Genomic DNA, 3,515 nt, shown 5'->3' with positions numbered 1-3,515 from the left:
AATTTACCCGACGCGCCGGATCAAACACGCGGTTGTGCCTTGGACATTCAAGCGATCGACGACTGATCTGCGATATTCGTATCGCGGCAGTCGTTCATCCCTCACCGAATATCTTGAGCGCAATCCGATCACAGGTCTGTTGATCGCGAAGGACGACCAAATACTATTCGAGCACTATCAGTATGGCCGAACCGATACCGCCCGGTTCCTATCGCAATCGATGGTCAAGTCCATCACCGGAATACTGGTCGGACTTGCCGTGTCCGAAGGCGCGATCAAATCAGTGGACGATACACCGGAAACCTATGTGCCGGGGTTCAAGGGTACCGAATACGGCCTAACGCCGATACGAGACCTTTTGCACATGTCGTCGGGTGTCGATTTCGGAGAAGACCGAGACGGCGGCCGCGATCTCAATCGCTTGTGGCGCGACATGGTGCTTGGACGGGGCACGTCCAAGAAAGGGACCGTCAACAGCATCGTACAATTTAATCAACGGATCGCGCCGCCTGGTACGAGATACCACTATGCTAGTATCGAGCCGGACGTGCTCGGCGTCGTGCTCCACAGCATCCTGAACAAGTCCGTCTCCGAGTATATGGAGGAAAAGGTCTGGAACCAGATCGGCACAGAGGCCGATGCTAGTTGGTTCCTGGACGCAGAACGGTTGGAGGTAGCGCACTTTGGTTTCAATGCGGTGCTGCGCGATTATGCGCGCCTTGGACGCTTGCTCGCTCACGACGGCGCGTGGGACGGCAAGCAGATCATTCCCACGCAATGGATGATCGATGCGACCACGGTTCGCCCGTCCGACAGCTATTTGTTGCCCGGCAACGCGATGCCCTACTTCGGTTATGGGTATTTTCTGTGGTTACTGCCCGGAAAGAGACGCCAGTTCGCGTTTTCTGGGGACCTCGGACAACGCGTCTGCGTCGACCCGGCTTCAAAACTTATTTTGGTCCAAACCGCTTTAAAAGATAGCCCGGAAGTCTGGCATCTTTGGGCTGAACTGGTTGCTCAACTCGGATCGCAATAGCGGGTGCTGCACAGCGCATGTCTGAGTTGGGTCACAATGCGAAGTTTTCGCCGGGTCCAACACTGTCTGCTGCTAGGAGCGGGCCGAACACCATCCAAAAATCATTGAGCACCTGATCTCGCTTGCGAGGACCTCTCGTCCGATGTGGGACCTCTATTCGATCACCACCAACCAAGCCGCCATCGCAGCGCTGTTTCGCGTCGTCAATCGGTACGTCGGCAAACTCGCGCCGATGCCCGGCGTCTTCCCGGACGGCCCGTGATCCGCAACACGGAAACCTTTTGATGGCGCAAGCCGGCACTATGCACGACTGGCGCAGCCGCTATGCCCTATGAGGTAGTCGAAAACATTGCGTTCTCGGCAGGCTCAAAACACAATATCGGGAAGAACTGGCAAGTCGGAGCGCAGAAACTTCGGGGGGGGGCAATGGGCCCTTGGCGACGAGGATTGCCTAGCCGACCACGCCCTGGTCGGAAGCCAGGCGAGCTGTACGGACCGATCAAGACCTACGTGGTTCTCAACCGACACAACAATGGGGTTGATCTACTGGACTCCAGAGGTGGGGTGCACTTCCGTTCGCTGCACCAATTTGAGAAGCTCAAGGAGCGCGGCGTGATCATGGACGAAGAGGGCTAGGGAAGAAGCCCGACTCGCCTAATGCCATCGTCGAGTCGATCCATCCGGTCGAGTCGATCCATCCGAAGGCCATGCCGGTCATCCTGATGACTGATGAGGAGCGCGATGCTTGGATGCGCGCTCCGTGGGATGAGGCGAAGGCGCTGCAGCGGCCGTTGCCGGATGATGCCTTGGAGATTGTGATGCGTGGGTGGACAAGGAAGACTTGGCCGCCGTTTGACCTTTTTTGTCAGACAACGAGCTTAATGCGCTGGAACCTCGCGGTCCCTTCCGCCGTTGCCAAATATGAAGATCCGATCTCATTCCGAAAGCCACTTTGTTGAACTCGACGACGGTTCAAAATGGCAGATCTTCCCCGGCGACCTTGACGTGACGCTGAGCTGGAAGCCCGATACGGACCTTACGCTGGTCCGCATTGACGACGACCCAGTGAATTCTCATGCATTGGTTAGCGCGGATGATCAAAGTCGTGTTCGAGTATTGTCGGCCGGGAAAAAGTGGCCGGTCGATAAGGTGCGAACAGTTCTGAAAGACGATGAGTGACGCGGAGCGCCGTTGTGACGAGGCAATCCGCGCCTCAGCCTTTGACAACCACTTCGCCGTCGATGATAGCTTCGCCCGGAATGGCGAGCGCCCCCGCAATCTCGGTAAACCGTTTAGTCCAGTCGAGCCCATTACGGGTGAAGACCTTCTTCCGTCCTCGATTCAGGTGAACCTGAACGCGGTAGCCATCGTACTTGATTTTATGAAGCCACAGGTCCCCTTGGGTGCCTTGGTCTTCAATGTGGCAAGCTGGGGCTTAATGAACCCCCGGCATCTCGATACGCTTTGACACTCAGGAAGCTCACAAACGCCCGCCGCACCTTGGGGGCACTGCGAACATTTTACTTGCTTCCCAAGGAAACAATCAGGGGGCGCGATGGCGTCCGCCACTACCGATATCGCATGGCTCGATTTGGGCAGCTAAACGGGACATCCGCCAGACAGTGACCGAAGCCGTTGAAATGAAAGAGGCCGCCAACTGAGGCGGCCTTAGTTCTCCTGCAATGGGCTTGTCGCAATCGCGCGTTCAACCTCTGCGGCGAGCCTAGCCAAGTGATCCGCTAACCTAGTGAACAACTCTCGCTTATGGCTATCCGTGGCCAAGCCCCGTATCAGCGCGGCTTCCGCTGCATCGGCACGCAGCTTCTCTAGACTCGCCTGCATGTCCTTCATTGCGTTTTAAGCCGACTTGGGAGGTTGCAGACCGGCTGAGTTAAGCCACTCGCTTATGTGCGTGGCAGTCTCGTTCTGCCGGATTCTCAAGATGTGATCCCTAGCAAGGCCAGGTTTGAGTGTCTTCGCTTGCTGGCGCAACTGTTCCGTATCCTCAGCCAGTCGCTCTTCCAATGTCGATGTTTGTACGAGACGGCGGCGCTTTTGCATGCGCTATTCCCTTCCCATTCGAGGAGGCGGGAGCGCAATGAGGCGTTCTCATCACCGATAGATGCCATTGGTCGCGCGGTGGTATCAGTAAGCTACGCCGGAGAGATCCCGGTTCCGAATCCACATTTCAGGTTCTGCACCAGTTACGACAGTGGTGTTGTCGGAGTTTTGCAAGCTTTTAGGAACGTGCAGCGTTTGCCTAGAGTCGAATCCATCGCTCTCGGGAGATCGTGGAGACGAACCGGGAGAAAGTGGCGGCCCCAGCTATCTCCTCCCAGAGTACTGGGGCCGTTTTCAGGTGCGGCCGCCAGCGCTACCGGCGGTCCTATTTGGATGGCTACGACGATCAACCTACCCTGAGGTTTTCGGCGGATTCTTTCCCGCGGTTGGCCACGACTTCGTAGCTTACCCTCGCGCC

The 3,515-nt window shown here is 56.9% G+C and carries 4 protein-coding genes and 2 pseudogenes; 5 read left to right on the top strand and 1 reads right to left on the bottom strand.

The features are described 5' to 3' along the window. The 5 genes and pseudogenes from CQ12_RS06665 to CQ12_RS47605 form a co-directional block, all read left to right on the top strand. Nucleotides 1-1,036: serine hydrolase domain-containing protein (locus tag CQ12_RS06665; protein WP_198164085.1), on the top strand; the 1,036-nt coding region annotated here is incomplete at its 5' end. Nucleotides 1,037-1,178: 142 nt separating this feature from the next. Then, nucleotides 1,179-1,293: pseudogene (locus CQ12_RS43440) on the top strand (SOS response-associated peptidase); the annotation flags it as partial. Nucleotides 1,294-1,719: 426 nt separating this feature from the next. Then, nucleotides 1,720-1,995: pseudogene (locus CQ12_RS46090) on the top strand (hypothetical protein); the annotation flags it as partial. Continuing rightward, nucleotides 1,958-2,215, top strand: coding sequence for a hypothetical protein (locus CQ12_RS06655; RefSeq protein WP_057834547.1), 258 nt, complete (start codon nucleotides 1,958-1,960; stop codon nucleotides 2,213-2,215). The pseudogene CQ12_RS46090 and the gene CQ12_RS06655, both read left to right, overlap by 38 nt. Beyond that, nucleotides 2,208-2,504: a hypothetical protein gene (locus CQ12_RS47605; protein ID WP_057834546.1), complete on the top strand. Its 297-nt coding sequence runs from the start codon at nucleotides 2,208-2,210 to the stop codon at nucleotides 2,502-2,504. Before CQ12_RS06655 ends, CQ12_RS47605 begins: the two co-directional genes overlap by 8 nt. 200 nt (nucleotides 2,505-2,704) lie before the next feature. On the opposite strand, the gene CQ12_RS46080 is transcribed toward CQ12_RS47605, so the two are convergent. Further along, nucleotides 2,705-2,887: a hypothetical protein gene (locus tag CQ12_RS46080; RefSeq protein ID WP_057834545.1), complete on the bottom strand. Its 183-nt coding sequence runs from the start codon at nucleotides 2,885-2,887 to the stop codon at nucleotides 2,705-2,707. Nucleotides 2,888-3,515: the final 628 nt, after the last annotated feature.

This window comes from Bradyrhizobium jicamae, from assembly GCF_001440395.1.
Taxonomy (GTDB): Bacteria; Pseudomonadota; Alphaproteobacteria; order Rhizobiales; family Xanthobacteraceae; genus Bradyrhizobium; species Bradyrhizobium jicamae.
This window is presented reverse-complemented; position numbering and strand designations above follow the sequence as displayed.